The organism is Acinetobacter sp. YH12072 (genome assembly GCF_013419565.1).
Taxonomy (GTDB): Bacteria; Pseudomonadota; Gammaproteobacteria; order Pseudomonadales; family Moraxellaceae; genus Acinetobacter.
In genome coordinates this window covers 1-15888 of the sequence record NZ_VOZV01000047.1, presented here as the reverse complement: position 1 = coordinate 15888, position 15888 = coordinate 1, and the positions used below count along the sequence as shown (strand labels likewise).

General features: G+C 35.2%; 15 protein-coding genes. 7 read left to right on the top strand and 8 right to left on the bottom strand.

Annotation, left to right across the window (positions count from 1 at the left end; genetic code table 11):
• Positions 1-109 precede the first annotated feature (109 nt).
• Positions 110-619, top strand: a complete 510-nt coding sequence (locus FTU19_RS14680) for a hypothetical protein (protein ID WP_257225473.1) — start codon at positions 110-112, stop codon at positions 617-619.
• Positions 620-881: 262 nt separating this feature from the next.
• Here FTU19_RS14680 and FTU19_RS14675 read toward each other — a convergent pair whose 3' ends face one another.
• The 3 genes from FTU19_RS14675 to repM form a co-directional block, all read right to left on the bottom strand.
• The gene (locus FTU19_RS14675; RefSeq protein WP_180131765.1) at positions 882-1178 is read right to left on the bottom strand and encodes a hypothetical protein; all 297 of its coding nucleotides are present in this window, start codon (positions 1176-1178) and stop codon (positions 882-884) included.
• Positions 1178-1819, bottom strand: a complete 642-nt coding sequence (locus FTU19_RS14670; protein WP_180131763.1) for an AAA family ATPase — start codon at positions 1817-1819, stop codon at positions 1178-1180. The genes FTU19_RS14675 and FTU19_RS14670 overlap by 1 nt, the downstream gene beginning before the upstream one ends.
• A gap of 388 nt (positions 1820-2207) precedes the next feature.
• The gene (gene repM, locus FTU19_RS14665) at positions 2208-3101 is read right to left on the bottom strand and encodes a replication initiation protein RepM (RefSeq protein WP_180131760.1); all 894 of its coding nucleotides are present in this window, start codon (positions 3099-3101) and stop codon (positions 2208-2210) included.
• 2196 nt (positions 3102-5297) lie between these two features.
• Between repM and FTU19_RS14660 the strand changes: the two genes are divergently transcribed.
• The 3 genes from FTU19_RS14660 to FTU19_RS14650 all read left to right on the top strand — a co-directional run bounded on the left by FTU19_RS14660 (position 5298) and on the right by FTU19_RS14650 (position 7962).
• Positions 5298-6284, top strand: a complete 987-nt coding sequence (locus tag FTU19_RS14660) for a hypothetical protein (protein ID WP_257225472.1) — start codon at positions 5298-5300, stop codon at positions 6282-6284.
• A gap of 218 nt (positions 6285-6502) precedes the next feature.
• On the top strand, positions 6503-6943 hold the full coding sequence (locus FTU19_RS14655) for a hypothetical protein (RefSeq protein ID WP_180131757.1): 441 nt from the start codon (positions 6503-6505) through the stop codon (positions 6941-6943).
• Between the two features lie 548 nt (positions 6944-7491).
• Positions 7492-7962, top strand: coding sequence for a spore coat U domain-containing protein (locus tag FTU19_RS14650; protein WP_166134623.1), 471 nt, complete (start codon positions 7492-7494; stop codon positions 7960-7962).
• A gap of 12 nt (positions 7963-7974) precedes the next feature.
• On the opposite strand, the gene FTU19_RS14645 is transcribed toward FTU19_RS14650, so the two are convergent.
• The 5 genes from FTU19_RS14645 to FTU19_RS14625 all read right to left on the bottom strand — a co-directional run bounded on the left by FTU19_RS14645 (position 7975) and on the right by FTU19_RS14625 (position 13505).
• A complete protein-coding gene (locus FTU19_RS14645; RefSeq protein ID WP_145755957.1) occupies positions 7975-8961 on the bottom strand; it encodes a spore coat U domain-containing protein in 987 nt (328 codons plus the stop codon).
• Positions 8952-11297: a fimbria/pilus outer membrane usher protein gene (locus tag FTU19_RS14640; protein WP_180131754.1), complete on the bottom strand. Its 2346-nt coding sequence runs from the start codon at positions 11295-11297 to the stop codon at positions 8952-8954. The genes FTU19_RS14645 and FTU19_RS14640 overlap by 10 nt, the downstream gene beginning before the upstream one ends.
• A gap of 37 nt (positions 11298-11334) precedes the next feature.
• The gene (locus FTU19_RS14635; protein ID WP_145755959.1) at positions 11335-12084 is read right to left on the bottom strand and encodes a molecular chaperone; all 750 of its coding nucleotides are present in this window, start codon (positions 12082-12084) and stop codon (positions 11335-11337) included.
• Between the two features lie 24 nt (positions 12085-12108).
• Positions 12109-12648, bottom strand: a complete 540-nt coding sequence (locus FTU19_RS14630) for a spore coat U domain-containing protein (RefSeq protein ID WP_180018704.1) — start codon at positions 12646-12648, stop codon at positions 12109-12111.
• 617 nt (positions 12649-13265) lie between these two features.
• Positions 13266-13505 (bottom strand): hypothetical protein, encoded by a 240-nt coding sequence (locus FTU19_RS14625; RefSeq protein ID WP_180131752.1) that lies wholly within the window; start codon positions 13503-13505, stop codon positions 13266-13268.
• Between the two features lie 406 nt (positions 13506-13911).
• Here FTU19_RS14625 and FTU19_RS14620 point away from each other — a divergent pair, with 406 nt between their 5' ends.
• The 3 genes from FTU19_RS14620 to FTU19_RS14610 all read left to right on the top strand — a co-directional run bounded on the left by FTU19_RS14620 (position 13912) and on the right by FTU19_RS14610 (position 15390).
• Positions 13912-14346, top strand: a complete 435-nt coding sequence (locus tag FTU19_RS14620; protein WP_180131749.1) for a hypothetical protein — start codon at positions 13912-13914, stop codon at positions 14344-14346.
• A gap of 212 nt (positions 14347-14558) precedes the next feature.
• Positions 14559-15170: a recombinase family protein gene (locus tag FTU19_RS14615; RefSeq protein WP_076755244.1), complete on the top strand. Its 612-nt coding sequence runs from the start codon at positions 14559-14561 to the stop codon at positions 15168-15170.
• A complete protein-coding gene (locus FTU19_RS14610) occupies positions 15130-15390 on the top strand; it encodes a hypothetical protein (protein ID WP_157759226.1) in 261 nt (86 codons plus the stop codon). The genes FTU19_RS14615 and FTU19_RS14610 overlap by 41 nt, the downstream gene beginning before the upstream one ends.
• The last annotated feature ends 498 nt before the right edge of the window (positions 15391-15888 follow it).

The following is a 15888-nucleotide window of genomic DNA, read 5'->3' as shown; positions in this document are numbered from 1 at the left end:
GAAAGTTGGGTGTATTTCTTCATTGTGTGCTTTCCAATTGCGAGTTGAAAAAGTCTAATGATTCTATGAATACACCTAACTTTTTCAACTAATTACAAATGTGTTGCACTTGGGATTTGAATCTGCGAAAAGAGAAAAGTGGCAGCAAGGAGCAATACCAAGAGAGTTTGAACATAATCTTGCATTCCTTTACGCACGTGCATTTCTTTATGCACTAGACGCATTTGATAAATTTCTAGGAGTATTAAGTAGAGAAGAAAATGTACCTGAAGTTATTTCAGAACTACATAAAAAAATATCAGATATTTTCCCTGATTTAAGAGGTGTACGTAATACGGCTCAGCATTTAGAAGATCGTTCTAGAGGACTAGGAGCTGGAAAAAATCCTAAACCATTAGATTTAAAACCAATTGATAATAATTTTATAAGTGCTCCTAACGGTGGTGCATTGGTACTTAACAGCTTAAATGGTTCTAAGTACGGTTCAACTATGGCTGATGGACATTATGGAGAAGTTGATGTCTGTCCAGAATCAATGAGTCATCTACAGGAAATCCTTAATAATATTTTAGGATCATTTAAGTGGCGTGGTCCCAAACAGCATAAACCTAGTGTCTGATTAGTTTTCCTAAAATTAACATAATACACCTTATACGAAATGCTGTATAATTATCCTTATAATTCAACGCTGTAGTTTCTAGTTTATAGCCCGAGCATCCCTGTTCGGGCTTTTTTATCAATTTTTCGTGTTCCATGCTTAATAAGTAAGCAATGTTCCATCGTTTTATGTAGTTTAATTAAATTTTTAGGATGCTTATAAATATTACTTACATAAGTTATGAAAGTTAAATCTGTTAAATAACTTACGCAAGTTATGAAATTTACTTAATTTCTTCCAAAACTGCATGTTGTAATTCTTCGGGAGAAAGTTTTTGTAACTGATGGAGTGCTGCTTTTAGGATAATTGAACGGTTTGCTTTAGCTACTCGAGACTCTACAAGTAGATCATCTATTTCTTTACTAACCTCTTCTGTCAGTGAAAAAGTAAATCTACGATAGACTTGTTGAGATGCCTCTAAGTTTTTAACACGCTTCGAAGAACCACTAATAAATTCTTCAATTTTTTGTTCAGTGGTTTTAGTTTCTTGAGCTGATTTTGTTAAACCTTTTAGTGCCATTACAGCTCTCCTAGAAATTCCAGTGCCAATTTCTCAATTTCAATCACGGCTTTCTTATCTGAGTCAACTTCAAATACAGATAAGCCATTTTCATCTGCATCATCATATACATTACGGTTAGTAGTAATCTGATTGAGAGGAATTAATCCAAAGGATTGACATGCATCTTTTGCATCTAAAATACGTTGAACCTGGCTAGGTAGTGTTGGACATTGAGTAATTACAGCTCTGGTAATTAAAGAAGGGTTCACAGCTCTGGCTAATTTAATAAGCTGTTCGACATGAACTAAAGTTTTTAAATCACGACGTTTTGGTCTAAATGGCAATAGCATATGTGTGGCAATAGTCATTGCTGAGCGTAGGGCTTCTGAATCTTGTCCACCTGCATCAATAATAATATCTTGGTATCTTTTAGATAGATCATCTAAAACCTGTCGAATGTTGCCAGCTGCTTGAACTGAAGGAATATTTTTAAGATCAGAGTTAGCATCTCGTTCCCTAATCCAATCTGTTGTGGTGCCTTGAGGGTCTGCATCTAAAAGTAAGATGTCACGATCTTTTTGTTGAAGATAAACTGCTAAATTTTGTGCAAGACAGCTTTTCCCTGAGCCACCTTTTTCACCACCAACTAAAATAATCATTGTTATTTAACTTACGTAACTTGTTCAAGTTAAATATATAACATTTTTTTATTTAAGATCAATAAATTTTTCGGGTATAAATTTGAGTATTAAAATGCTAAAATTTATAATTTTATACAATAAATACAAATATTTATATGATCGGAAAGTGTTGCTATAATGTGGTATATGTTCAACGACTATAATTTAAAAATGAAAAAAAATAGCTCTTTTTTTATTAAAAAAATAAATTTTAGAATGATTTAAAAAAAAATTATTGAAAACAACCAATCTATCGAGGATTATTTAAACAGAAAACAACGGGTTATGTAACTTACGTAAGTTATTCATGTATGATCGGAAGATGTTGCTATAATGTGATATATTTTTTCATAACTGATTGTAATACCTATATTTTTAAACCGAGTCTTTTTAGGTCTTCGAGATGCAATTGAATATTTTGAGGAAGTAATAATTCATTTGCTATCCTTTTTTGAAAATCAGGGTAGCTTTCACCAACTTTACTATTCCTCGAAGCAAACGATGGATCGTGAGCTAATAAATTTGAGAAATATTGGACTTGTTTTCCAGTTAGTTTAGGAAGACTTTTTTCTTTTTTTTGCTTGAAAGAAAAACTAAATCCAATGATAGATTTGCCTTTTTTATGTTGTTCATATTTTACATTAATATCTGTAAATTCTGTGATTTGGGAAATAGCTACTTCTAAAACACGTCTTTTAAAAGCTTCTGTACGGGCATATTCATTTTCCTCTATTCCAAGTAATGAACGAAATTCTTGTATCCCGTAAATTCTTGTTTTACCCACACTACGCCATGAAATAAGTAATTCGTAGAGACGAATAGCATAACGACTGGTTAATTTTGCAATTTGTTTTAAGTCATAGCTTGTAAAGCATTCTTCTAAACGGGTTATTAAAGGAATAATATCTGGAGCAAAAATTAATTTAACAATAGCTTCATTTTCTACATAACTGATTTTACTTACCCAACGAGAGTGAGCTTTTTCTAAGTTCCCATGTTCATTATCAAATTGATAACTAAATTGACGGCCAAAAAGAGAAAGGCACGCTTCTTTTAAACTTTCATAAGCTGTATGTCTTTCCACTTCAAATGTATTTATATAGCTAGATGCATGTACGATTAGCTCATTATCTGTAGTAATGCCTGTTTGTGATTCACGAGCTTCAGCAATCGCTAATAAGATGAGACGTTGTTCCGTTACATCGAGATTGTAACTGGCATTAATTAGAGCGTTGTCTTTTACAACGATTTTGTTTTTCATATAAAAATAGATAAATATTTACTGAACATATAACAACATAAATTATCAATGTTGTCAAAAGATCGGAAAACGTTGCTATAAAGATCGGAAAACGTTGCTATAAAGATCGGAAAACGTTGCTATAAAGATCGGAAAACGTTGCTATATAAAGCCTGAAGCTCTTTACTACAAAGGGTTTCATGGATCCTAAAAACATTTAAAAGCATTAAAATTTAATAAAAGCTTCAGTCATAAAAAATTGCCCTTGGTTTTCGCTGCGCTCAAACTCTATTGAATCTCGCTTTCGCTCGATTCGAGGGGCAATTTTTGGTTAATATTTTCGTGACTTTTAGAAAAAGCAAAAGCAACTCGGAATTCGCTTCGCTCATCAGCTTTTTTTCTCGCTACGCTCGGTTTAGGACTCAAACTTGGAAAGTTCGCACCCATTCGGGATGCTCTGTAAGGCAAGTGATTGATGGATAGGGAGCTTGTAATCAGGGAAAGGGATAAGCAATTTTTTTCAGTTTGCTCGTAGACACTCGCTCTGATATAACGATTAGAGGCAAAAAATAGGGGGATAGGCGCGTTTTTTCACTGATTACCAAGATTACTATATTAAATAGAGAAAATGGCTTAAAACGCAAATGAGCGCAAAATGGAAAGCAGTTTATAGTCTTACTCAGGACTTTGATCTCAGTTATTTATGTGTGATGAGGGACACACAGATTTTTAATTTCGTTCAGCAGAATCGGCTGCGTCAGGATTTTTTAAGTGAGGTCCCCACTAACCGTTTATAAAAAGTCGGATCAAAGACTTTGATTTCACTTGTTTTCTCAAGGTTCTTGGAATTTCTGGATCCGATGCCACTCGAATCTGATTTTCTAGGTCGATTTTTACAAATGTGGCTGGAGGGTTTAGACCGCCAAGTCTATGAAGTTGCCAAACTTCATCCTCAAACCACATTCCTCCAATTCTCTTACACACTCCAACTTAATGGCGTGTCCTTTCGTTACTCATTTCAACGCTCGCCTTTCACTCGAATTGAAATGCTTCCTCTGCCATTACAGCAAAGCCCTACTAAGTCACTCTCCCACAGTTCTGTTTTTTCGGAAGTTGCCTCCGATTGAATGAAAACCTCTTCAAATTAAAGAGAAATTTTCAAGCAATACGGCTTCAAACAAAACTGCTTCCCAAGTTAGTATTAAAACAGTTGTTTTCAGTTGCCTGAAAACTGGCAGAACCCGTACCGATCTCCTGCATACAACACCTACATTCCTATCTCCCCTGATCGCAGTTCCAAGTCGTATCAGGTTTATACAATGCTGTATGCAGTTAATAATCATCCACGTTCACGCCTTACCCATATCGACATACACAGCCTAAACAGCACCATGTTGACGACCTTACAGGCTTGAGCTATCCATTGATCTCGACAGCAAAACAGAATGTCATCCGACAATTTCACTGTTTCACCTAAAATCGAGTACCGATTGCGCCAGCTTTCGCCTTGCAACCCTGACACCTCACGATGCCCTCAAAAGCCCACCTGCGGGTATAACCTACGCCCTTGTCTTTATTTTTGTTTTTGACTTGAAGCGTCTGGTTATCAGCTATTGACGAGGTTACTCATTCCGTGAGTCCTCTGACTGTCTGTTTTAATACAGGGTTTCGGCCCTTTCAGCCTAGGAGGGAAGTTACTCCCACCGCCACGTCACCGTGATCCCGTGTCCTTGTCGCCCAACTGACCTCCACCTTGGGAGTGGAGGGTGTTCATTCATCAAAATGAGTGAACAGGTAGAAAGCGGGAGTCACACCCGCCAGCCCCTCGTGTAGCCGCGCCAGCTAGAGTTTCCTCACGCACGCAGCTTCACCACTAAAGCTTCTCAAAGACTGGCAATCCTCAAGAAGGGGGAGTGTGTCTGATTCATGGGTAGGCAACCCAGGAACCAAACAGAAAAGAATTGGCTCATGGATTGGCAGTCCACGCAAAAAATCAAAGACCCTAAAAGCGTTATATTTGATCAAGTTGCGGTCGTCAAGCCTATTTCGGGGAACTGCTATTTATAGAATCACCAAAGGTGGTTTATTAGCACGATCTAAAATTAATAAAAGATTAATTTTTTATCTTAAAAAATGTTTTTATAGAATTTTATAGAAATATATTTTATAAATCACTTATAGAATCACTTTTATAAATTTATTTAGGAATAAGAAAAAATGATCTATTACAGCTATAACCCAAAAGATTTTACAAAAAATATCATGGGATTGATGACGAATGAATATGATCTTGTTTCCGAAAAATTTAGCTTTGATGTTGATGAAGCAGAGGGCATGATTAATAAATGGATTGATCGTTATCACTTATTAGACACAGCTCAACAGACTTATCGTAGAAGATTGAATGTGGAGCCTGTTTTTAGCCTAATCATTAATTTTAGATATGAATATTTACAGGGAATGAGTGACGATGAACGCTGGAAGAAATTTGAGCATGGTGAATCCGTTTTTTTAACTAAAGTCGATGCTTATTTGTTTTGCCGCACCAGTGATGCTTTCTTATTTGATGAAAAAACTAAAAAAGTTTTGAGCAAAACAGACAAACAAGATTTATTGAAGATTAACCGTAAAATCTTTGAGATCTGTCCAAGTGCAGAGACCTTTCATAATATTGCCAATATAGCCCCAATCATTGTCGGTAAGTATGAACTGGTGCGGCTGACAAAACCCAAAAAAAGCATTAAAGAACTTAAAGCCAAGAATTGGACCAATGAGAAACATGCGACAGATTGGACTTGGCGGTTGACTGACCGTGCTTATAAGGAACAATTAGAACAAGGAAAAAGAGTTGTTTTACGATTTCAAAATATGATTGAAAAAAATGCCAGCTTAGATGAAAAAAAAGTCTATTTTGAACGGCATTTTAGGGCTCTGGAAGGTTATCTTGGCTATCGTGGTGTTCGTCAGCAGATTGGAAATCTCTATCATCTTGAAAAAAGATTATTTAAGGATAAATACAATCAGTCTTGGTTTGATCATGGTGCCAGAACTTTAAAACTTGCCTATATGAAAAAGCTTAAAAATCTAATTGCAAACAATACTCTATATAAAGAGGCTGAATCTCAATTTTTGAGTGTATTGAAAGAACATCTCGATAAAAATTATGAGAAATGGAAAAAAGATTCTAAACAAACTGAGGGATAGGAGGTTTTGGTTTTTACTTATCGGGCGGGACCAACAGCATTAATTCGCATCTTAGATGCACATCCTAGTCTTATTTAAAAAAATGCATTAAAAATGGGAGCTTAGCTCCTATTTTTTGTAACTTCGTATAACGGCCATTATGTTAAATAGAATCAAAACACCTCCAATAAAATCGTTATAGTATTAATATTTATTGAGTAGATAAGAGAATTAAATTAGTGAAATACTCAAATGAAAGAATAGTAAAAGCTCTCTTACTTGCTCCTTTACCGCTACTTTTTTTCACAGCAGTCCTGTTTATCGTAATGAATCAGGAATACAGCCTATACTCGCTTTTAGTGGTTCTTATAGGGCACGGTCTTGTCTACTTGGCATATTGTATTTTGACTGTGCCTTTCAGCTTCATATTCTCAATTCTTTTAAATCGTTATAACAGTCTTAATTTATTAAATATCTGTATTACCTCTATAATTATTGCTACTCCATTTTTTATTCTTTTTGGATGGAGTCACACAGGAGAAATTTCGAAAGAGTGGTGGAAGATGTATACAAATACATGGACTATCTTTATGGCTCTATTTCCTGGCTTATGTTATTGGCTATTTCTGATTAGCCTAAAAGATAAGAAATCAAAAAATATTGAACAAACCATTGTATAGAGATTTTTAAACTTCCCTAAAATTAATATAATGCGGCTTATGCGAAGCCCTGAAATACAATCAGGGCTTTATTTATCTCTACCTTAAATTTCAACAAGTATTGATTCGCCAGTAGAACAGTCTTCATTACGCCGAAAAATATATTTTTGCTCGAATAATGATCAGTGATTTGCTGAAATAGATTACACTTTTGATCAATTTTTTCTTGTATTTTTTTAAAAGCGAGCAAAAATGAAAACACACCAATTTTTTAAACTAATCTTAAGTTATTGATATAAAACAAATATAATATATTTGTAGGTGTACGACAGGGGTTTTTTTTAATAAAGAAAGAAGTTCGTATAAGAGATTTTATGTTAAATCTAGCCTGTTTGCCCTTTTATTTTTGAATTGTTTACTAGATGGCAGCATAGTTGAGTAAAATCGAATAATATGATTAGAATCATGAAATTTAGTGCGTAATCCAGACTATTACTTTAAATAGTTACCTTTTTACTCTCTACAATTCAGATTAATATAATTATCTATATTGGATATAGGCACATTCAATGAAAATTTTTAAATATTCATTTGTAATTCTAGCTGTAGTTTCAGTCTCTGCTTATACCATGAGTGACCGGCAGTCCACACAGTTTCAGGTCAAAATAAAAGTCAATGAAATTTGTGATATCGGCACAGGTTCTACTTCTAATATAGATTTTGGTACGATTTCTCGTAATACCCAAAATATCCAGGCAACGGGTAGTCTAAATGTTTCATGTACTAATGGTACGCCTTACAATATTTCACTAAATAGTGATGGTACACTAAAGAATACTCAGGATGCTTCCTTGAAGCTTTCATATCGACTTTATCAAGATGCATCTATGAGCAAAGAATGGGGAAACAGCTCTGAAAATCGTTTTTCACAACACGGTACAGGACAAACTCAAAATATTACCATTTGGGGGAAAGTGCCTGATACTAACGTTCCTGCCGGTCAATATATAGATACAGTTACTGCTACGATTACCTATTAAATATAGAGTTTTCTAATAAGTTAAAGTCACAGTAATGGTATCGGAATATTTCCCTATACTGCTAATGCTTTGCGATGGGACCATCGCATAAATAGGGATAGTCTGGTGGGTTACAGAATATGAAGTATCCGCCTGCCAAATGTTCGAGTGACTTGGATCCTGATATAAACCGTATTGAATATAACTTCCTAGAGAATTTTTCATACGTCTTTGTGAGCCCAATGGATTTAGACCATTATTTAAACTTACCTTCATATTGGTACCCATTGGACATGCTAACTGAATAGTCCCTGAACGATATAAAGTATTATTCAATAGCTCCACTGAACCAAAATCTATATCTGATGCAGATAAAATCAAACAGCTATTTTCATAGTTAGAATTGACGACTATATTGTTAGTTGAGCTATTTTGACTAGCTAGAGCTTCTAAATCTGAAGGTACTTCTAAGCCATAGCGATAAGCATAGTATAGCTTTATGGAAGTACTATTGGTTTTATAGGAGCCGGCAGGTACATTTTGTCCTGCAAGAACTTGACCATACATTTTGACCAATGTACTCGGACTTCCTGTATTAGCACCTACTTGAACAGACTGGCACTGAGCTGTATTTTTAGCGTCTGAGTTTGGTATCTTGCGTGTTCGTGCGACATCATAATATAAGTTATAATTTAATAAGGAAGCAGGATAGTTATCATAGTTAATCATTGTGCGAGGATCTTTAGCCGCTGGATCTATACTATCAACTACCATACATATCTTATATGTCACGGGCTGACTCCAGTTTGAATTACATGTTACGGTAATATCCGTAGAAGCTGTCATCGAGCCTTGAATGTTCGCTGTGCCTAGGCTTAAATTACCTCCACTTACCCAGCAACTCTCTGCATAAGCAGATGAAGAGCATATGCTATAAGCTAAAAACAATAAGCTCATACAAGCTAAACGCTTGATGAGGCCATAAGCTTTGATTCGGTTAAATTGATGAGTTATTGACATACCACCCTTCCTAAATCGCTAAAACCTTCAAGAGTGGAAACTTCAGGAAGATTCACTTGGCATTGCTTAAGCTCATCGCCAATATATAATTTATTATTTTTCACATCATCTAAATATACAATACCATCATGAGCTACAATGGTTTTAGGAGGCTGCTGTATTGATGGTTGAATATCCCAAACAGATTTACCCACTGCTAGATTCTCTCCCTGATCATCGACTGCCTGTAATTGAACGGATTTCACTTGATACATTGGAAAACGAACGAATACACCACTTGCCTGACGAGGTACAACATCTTGCTGTGTTGTTTCTATTTTTAAATTTATTGGTAGGTTTAGGGTATCAACTGCTACACTATTATGCTGATATGGATTTAGACGATCCAATAGCAAATATCCTTTCTGATTAGTTTTACCAATCAAACGATTCTCCATACGCACCGGTACGCTAGCAATATTATCTGTTGAGACAATAGCAAATGAACCGTTACTCAAACGTGTGGGGAGTATCACATCTTTTAGAATAACTAAACCTCCGTTGACTGAGGCAAAAGCGCTGGTATTATTTTGTTGGTCTGATGCTGTATGTTGCACATTTAACTGTGCTAACCCATAGCGACCGAGATAGTCGATCTGCCCCTGAAATTGTGAGTATTGATCTGTACGATTGGCCATGGCTTGCCATCCCATCCCTCCCTGATCTTGATTTAGCGCATGCATTATATTGAGACCAAACTGTTGGTTATCATGACTACGCTGTATTGATGCTGTGGCTGAGTTGCGTTGCGCCCAAGGGATATTAAGTGATAGATAGTAACTATCTTTTTTATTAATTAAATCATGACTATAACCTAAATTCATGTTCATACGTCGCGGCAAGATATAAGACCAGTTCAGCAATACAAACTTACTCTCTTGCTCTGTGTATTTTTGCTGGATATAGCTACTTCCCAACTGACCAATTTTAGTATTAAAACCTATATAAAATTGGTCTGATTTACTGGCAAATGCCGCATCATTCAAGCTGGCAATGTCATTAAACTCACCAAACTGTCGTAGTCCATTATAATTTAAACTTATTAATGTAGAGTTCCAGCTATAACCTAGGCCTAATAATTGTCCATGTTGCTCAGGTGTACGACTATAAGCATAAGAGAGATTAAGCTGTCCTGCACGTTTGCCTAATTGATAGAGTGTGCCTAGTCCTACCTGTTGCAATTGATCGGTCAATTCAGTATGTGTTTCCAGAGTAAGTTTATTTGATATTCCATAACGATAGCTCCCACTAAATGCAGGATCTTGTGCATAATCAAATGAAGATAAGCCATAATTTAACTTTGGATAACCTACATTAAAAGACCAGTCATTTAAGCCTTGTGCGAGTAGGTTATTTGTACCATATAAGGGAATACTCAGTACTTGCTGTTGGCCATTAATATCTGTAATGACCATTTGTGCATTGCCTGCACCTGTAATACTCGGTACTGATTGAATATCAAATTGCCCAGGTACTATATTTTCTGAAAACTGCTTAATACCATTAATTATTAAATCCACTTGTGACGGTAATGCTACCTGGCCTTTAAAACTCATTAAGGGAGTCGTCACGGTATAGGGTTGTAAAGCGAAATTTTTCGATAAGCTAAGACCACTCAATCGAGTAGAGCGTGTCCATGATAGTGCATTACTTTGTGCATCACCTAAACGTAGTCTAAGCAATTTTTCTGGGATATCTTTTTCCCAATATGTATCCAGTATATGATGATTTATAAAGGCATTATCTTGATATTGGTAGTTACCAGAAAGGCTGAATACCCCACCAAATAGCCCAAAAACACGAAATTCATTCCAACCATTTAAAGAAAATATATTCTCATACTGCTGAGCAAAAGCAGTGTAATTGAGTAAGACACCTGTTTTTTCATGCAATGGATTAACTTTTGCAGCAGGCAGATGCTGATAGCCATATTGATGTTGACTGCTTAACAGTGTAATAGGTACTTGGATTGAGATTTTTTGATTGAGGTCGTCATATTTATAGCTTAGCCCTTCAATCTGATCAAGTGCGATATAGGATACCTGATCAATTATGATTGGTTCTATCTCGGTAGTAATGGCGAAATTTTTTAAGGAAGCTACATCAATATAGAGTTGCTGATCTTGTTGTAAAAAATGACCAATTTGAATCTGTGTAGACTGATTTACTTCTACATCCAAATACAATTCCTGTTGAATCGCACTGGCTATATTGGATGAGTATTGTTCTGCAAATGTTGTCGGTGCTGTGACCAGCATCATTCCTGCAAGTATAAAATTGCTTGCTCGAACATTCAATGATCAGAAACTCCCTATCCCTAAAGCTTATTTTGTATTAGGGAGATAATGGTAGAGTTTGTTCACGAAGATCCATATTAACTACAGCTATAAACTTTCCACCACGCGTAACATTTATATTATTTGGAATTTTCCATTGCATGCTTTTCCCACTAAGTACATAACCCATCAATCCCATTTGAATTGGTATTTTTTTGCCTTGCGCATCCATGTAGGCAAACTGACTAAAGCGCTTATAATGACCAGACTGATTGTTGATTGTTAGTGTTTGCTTATTATATTTAAAGCTCATACCTTGCAGGGATGTTATGCCTTGATCTGTATCATTAATGTCCGATACTTTTAAAAAAACAGGAATGGAATATTTGAGTAACAATTGTAGACCACTTTGTACATTAGTCTGGGAGTTAGGTAATTCATCCACGATGAGGCGATAAGCTTGTTCAGTCGTATTTGCTATTTGAGTATTGCGGATCAATCGAACCAATTGCCGTTGTCCGGCAGGAATGCTAATGACCATAGGACTAGCAATTAGATCTTTGGAGTTTGTTAAAATATCTTGTTGATTGCTTTGTGTCCAAGCGTTCACTCGTACTTGTGCACGAATACTCTCATTACCTGTATTGGTCAACCAAAGTTCTTTGACTTTTTCTTGCGGTGAAAATTCTAATAAAATAGGCGCAACTTGCAAACTGGCAGCATGCGCCTGTGTTATAAAAATACTAGCTGCCAAGATTCCTGCACCACAAATGTGGAATACATGAGAGAATTTGGCTGGCTTTTTCATGTGGACTCTTTACGATAATAAAAATTAATAAGTTACTGTGGCTGTGACGGTATCTGCATAGTTACCAGCGCGTACATTTGTAGAGCCAGATAATTTAGCAACTACCGGGATAGTCTGTACACTACCTGAACCAGTTGCAGAATATCGATTATTGTCGTTGTCCCACTCTGCTGTATCACTGGATGCTTTAAATAATTGATAAGCAATGCTAGACGTAGGGTCAGTCGTATGAGTCATTTTTCCACTACTAGATAAACCAACGCTGTAGGGTGTCTGACTGGTACAGGTTACATTTAGATTACCTGTTTTATCTGTTGCTGCGATACCACTATTTACTTGACCAAAATCGATATCTGTAGCACTGATCGCACATGTTGATACAACTTCAATTTTAACTTGGAAGGTTGTATCCGCAACTTTAGTAGAAGCATTCGTCTGTCCTGCTATAAATAATCCAGAAGAAGCTAATAATGCGGTAGTGATAAAGTTTTTCATATAAGGGCCTATTAATAATGAAACAGATGGTTTTTTTAAAAACTTGCTGTTATTTTTTAATAGTTTCATAAAAAAATTTTACTACTAAAAAATAGAGTGTGAAACATATCACATTTTATGACTTTTTCAATATTTATTGACGTTATTTTAAGCGACTTTAACTCGTATCCTGGACGGCACACCCGACGCTGATTTAAGAAATCTAAATAATAAAAAACCCCGGCATCCTGCCGGGGTTTTTTATTGTCGCTGATTGTGCTGTTGTACCCTCTGGTCCATGTGCAATAACTTATAATTTTTGTTTTATGTTATGGAACTTCCTGTTCCTGATGAGTTCATCATAGGAAAGTTCCAGTATCCTAGATAGCCGCAAAGGGCCGAGATTCACGTAAGCCTGAGCGTACAAAATAGCCTAAATTTTATCCCCAGCAATTGGGGATAGTTTCACAACCCGGATCCGCATGAAATGGGCACTGATTGCCAAATTGATCATTTATTAATCGATTTTCTTGGCAAAATGTTACAGATCTGCTTAAAAACTCACCAACTTATTACAAAAGCCATTTTTTGTGCATTTTGTGATCAGGGTGAAATTTTTAAGTATTTGATTTTTATATTAATATACAAGTGTACTTCGTATAATCACCATTATGTTAAATTGAGTTGGAAATCTAATTTTGATTTTCTTAAATAGTCACAGGCTTCCAACAAAAATCTCTAACAATAATCACATGGTTATTTCCATAAATTATATAAAGGTCATATTTCTTTAGATGGGAAGATATCTTGTCCATAATTACATCAGCCAATCTATCTCGACCACATATATGATAAAACTGATCCCATTTTAGAGTAATTCCTTCGTTACCATTTTTTCTAATTAACTCATTGATATCAGATGATATTGATTGTATAGATTTAGCCATAATATTTCTTAGAGTAACCTTGCAATGATCTTAAATATATATTAAAACTTTCTTATAGTGAATAAGTTTTTTTAATAAGAAATGAAAAGGACTAAAAAATGAGTAAATGCAAATACTGTAATTCTTCTAACTACGGATCAGGATGTCCAAATAGTCCAACCAAAAAACATGAACATAATGATGACGAAAAAGCATGTGAATATTGCTCGAGTCGTAATTATGGTTCAGGATGCCCTCATAGCCCTACCAAAAAGCATAGACATGGGAGTGGGAATAATAAGTGCCGTTGGTGCGGTTCAACTAATGTTGGATCGGGATGTCCCCACAGCCCTACCAAAAAACATGAAAAATAAAAAATATAGTTGTTTTATTAATATTTCTATGTGGTGTTATATAGGTTAAAAAGATGGACATATCTAAAGTAAGGCGTTGGGTTAATTTTGTAACCTCTGAATTGTCTCTCCATGAACTTGAAGAATTTGAGAAATTGCTTAAAAAGTTTCTAGAAGAAAGGCTTCTAGAAGAAAAGAATAGGATTCTTTTTGAACAACCTTTAACTATAAATCCAAGAAAATTTAGAGGAATCAAGATTGAAGATTCAGAGTTAACACTTCGAACTCAAAGATTGCTTCTATCCAAAAAATATAAAACTTTAGAACAAGTAGCTAAACTTTCACGTAATCAAGTTTTTGAATTGATTAAGTATGGTTTTAGAAGAAAGCAAATATGTGAAATTATTGATTACTTGGCTGATGATAAAACTCCTGTTTCCAGAGATTTATATGATTCTATTGTAGAGGAGCAAGCTATGGAAGAATTCATGGAACTAGTCAAATCTTAAAAATTGATAGTTAGGAAATTGATTTAATTTTTCCTAAAATTAACATAATACACGTTATACGAATTCCCAAGGCATGGCTTTTAGTCATGCTTTTTTTATCAAAAGAGTATAGCTGAATGATAGCGAGCCAAATCGCATACAATATCTATCATTAGACTTAATGAAATAATTAAATGATAGTGTTATCATTAATCTAATAGAATTAAGATTAAATGATAAAAATGAATACACGTATTTATCTACGAGCTTCAACTAAAGATCAAGATGCAGAAAGGGCTTTGCAGATTCTGCAGGATCTAAACCAAAACTTGAATTTGGGCGAAACCATTGTGTACGTGGAAAACTATAGTGGTACGAAGTTAGACCGACCTGAATTGAATAAGCTACTGTCAGAAGCAAATCAAGGTGACACCTTGTTGGTTGAAAGTATTGACCGATTATCACGCCTAACCCAACAGGATTTTCAAGAGCTGAAGCGCAGGATTCAGGAGAAAGGACTTCGATTAATTGTGGCAGATCTTCCTACTACCTACCAAATGATTCAAACCAGTGACAGCATTACTCATTCAATTCTGGAGCTCATCAACAATATGTTGATTGATCTCCTGGCAACAATGGCCCGCCTAGACAATGAGAAACGTATAGAACGTATTAAGCAGGGCCTGGAACGTTCGGGTTACAAGCCAACAGGTAAGAAAGCCAATGAGGCTAAGCACAAACGAATAAAAGAATTGCTAGCAGCTGGCAATATGACTAAGGAAGAAATTGCCAAAGCAGTGAATTGTGGAGTTGCAACTGTTTATCGAGTTGCTAAAGTCATTTAAAAAGGCTTGTATCAGTGCTTCCCTTATGTCATATCTATTTACAAAGGAGCAAGGCATTCTTAAAGATCAAAAGACGGAATTAATGATGAAAAAGCATTTGATTTTCCTTGTTTTTATAGTGATGGTTTTTATTTTAGCTCTGGTTGTAAAGATTAATAATGATCATAAAAAAGGGCAAGCATTAAAGAAATTGGAAATAGTTGAAAAGCAAATTCCTTAGGTAAAAATTGACTTATACTTATTTAAATAACGCTAATAACTAAGCCCAAAAAACACCTAGACCCAGTGCTATACACGCTTAGTTTTTTATATTTCAAAAGAGTATTTTAGCAAATATCCTAAAAGACCGGTCTATTCTCAAGCCGGTTTTTTATATCGCAGAGTATCATGGCTTCATCATAGATATATGAATATTAAGATAAATAAAAAGCCCTATAGTCTCTCCCGTTACCATAAGGCTTATAAAACGCTGTAATTTTTTCTTAATTACCTACTTTTCGATGTAGGTTATGAATATATTTTACCTATTGGTAAAAATAAAGATATAAGACAAAAGATGAATACGTTAGGAATTCCGCGTAAAAACTACTATGTTATGCACCAATTAAAATGTCTATGCGATAAACCATTTAAAATGTCCTGTTTTTAACTGCAAGAGTCAAGCACAGGATTTAAATTTCTTTGTTCAATAACAGCTTTCTGAGCTTTACGACTCGGC

What these genes read in the sequence shown, in the direction of transcription:
- FTU19_RS14675 (WP_180131765.1), bottom strand. Translation starts at nt 1,178, where the DNA reads ATGGCACTAAAAGGTTTAACAAAATCAGCTCAAGAAACTAAAACCACT.
- FTU19_RS14670 (WP_180131763.1), bottom strand. Translation starts at nt 1,819, where the DNA reads ATGATTATTTTAGTTGGTGGTGAAAAAGGTGGCTCAGGGAAAAGCTGT.
- repM (WP_180131760.1), bottom strand. Translation starts at nt 3,101, where the DNA reads ATGAAAAACAAAATCGTTGTAAAAGACAACGCTCTAATTAATGCCAGT.
- FTU19_RS14660 (WP_257225472.1), top strand. Translation starts at nt 5,298, where the DNA reads ATGATCTATTACAGCTATAACCCAAAAGATTTTACAAAAAATATCATG.
- FTU19_RS14650 (WP_166134623.1), top strand. Translation starts at nt 7,492, where the DNA reads ATGAAAATTTTTAAATATTCATTTGTAATTCTAGCTGTAGTTTCAGTC.
- FTU19_RS14645 (WP_145755957.1), bottom strand. Translation starts at nt 8,961, where the DNA reads ATGTCAATAACTCATCAATTTAACCGAATCAAAGCTTATGGCCTCATC.
- FTU19_RS14635 (WP_145755959.1), bottom strand. Translation starts at nt 12,084, where the DNA reads ATGAAAAAGCCAGCCAAATTCTCTCATGTATTCCACATTTGTGGTGCA.
- FTU19_RS14630 (WP_180018704.1), bottom strand. Translation starts at nt 12,648, where the DNA reads ATGAAACTATTAAAAAATAACAGCAAGTTTTTAAAAAAACCATCTGTT.
- FTU19_RS14625 (WP_180131752.1), bottom strand. Translation starts at nt 13,505, where the DNA reads ATGGCTAAATCTATACAATCAATATCATCTGATATCAATGAGTTAATT.
- FTU19_RS14620 (WP_180131749.1), top strand. Translation starts at nt 13,912, where the DNA reads ATGGACATATCTAAAGTAAGGCGTTGGGTTAATTTTGTAACCTCTGAA.
- FTU19_RS14615 (WP_076755244.1), top strand. Translation starts at nt 14,559, where the DNA reads ATGATAAAAATGAATACACGTATTTATCTACGAGCTTCAACTAAAGAT.